An 840-nucleotide genomic window follows, 5' to 3' on the forward strand; every position below is an offset into this window, starting at 1 on the left:
TCAAGAAGACGTAATTTTGCTTTTTGTTTTTGCCACTCGTCTATATTCACTACCGCATACTGAGCTCGCCCATTTTTTGTCAAAATAACCTGTTCACCATAGCTAACATCATTCAAAACTTGATTATAATTTCTTAACTCTGATACTGGCAAAGTCGTCATAATACACCTCTTTCGTAAAATTGTTCGAAACTTTTTCTTTATTTTAACACTTTTAAAAATCAACTTCAAGATAAAACAAAAAAGACCTAAACGGTCTTTTCAATTAGTGATGAGCAGCATACCATGCTACTCCAAATCCTATAATTACACCAACAGCAAACATATCAGTCTCCTTTCTCTTTTTCAAAACATCAAATCCAATAAATTATAATTAGCGAATTTGAGTATATAGATAAATTCCAAATGCAATACCTGCAATAAGTGTCATAAGCCTTTCCTCCTCTCTTCTAAAAACAATATAACCTAAGCTATTTTTTTATTAGCGACGATTATATAAAACATACAACGAAATACCAATAGGAATCAAAATAAATGGCATAACATTCCCCTTTCTAATAATTTTTAATCATGCCTTTTAAGCAAAATTTATTTTTTGTAATTTTAGGAAGTTTGAATAATCTTTTTCCTTTCAAACTCCAATAGCTAAGAATAAACAAGCCTAGAATCCAAATAATAGTTACTTTCAAGCTATCAAAATTTAAAGTAAAATCAGTTTTGTTAAAGAAGTCAACGTAAACTCCCAAAAAAGTAGACTCCATAACATTCTTGATTTCTGTGCTCGATTGAGAAAACATTGGCAAAAATGATAGACTAAGCATTGGAATCAGACCATAAACTT

Annotated in this window: 1 protein-coding gene and 1 pseudogene; both read right to left on the reverse strand. The window is 30.0% G+C overall.

What is annotated here, in order from left to right; genetic code table 11:
* A partial coding sequence (locus STRDD10_RS09965; protein WP_156468660.1) for a type II toxin-antitoxin system prevent-host-death family antitoxin occupies positions 1–161 on the reverse strand: 161 nt, incomplete at its 3' end.
* A gap of 392 nt (positions 162–553) precedes the next feature.
* Positions 554–840: pseudogene (locus STRDD10_RS11690) on the reverse strand (hypothetical protein); the annotation flags it as partial.

The organism is Streptococcus sp. DD10 (assembly GCF_001578805.1).
GTDB lineage: Bacteria > Bacillota > Bacilli > Lactobacillales > Streptococcaceae > Streptococcus.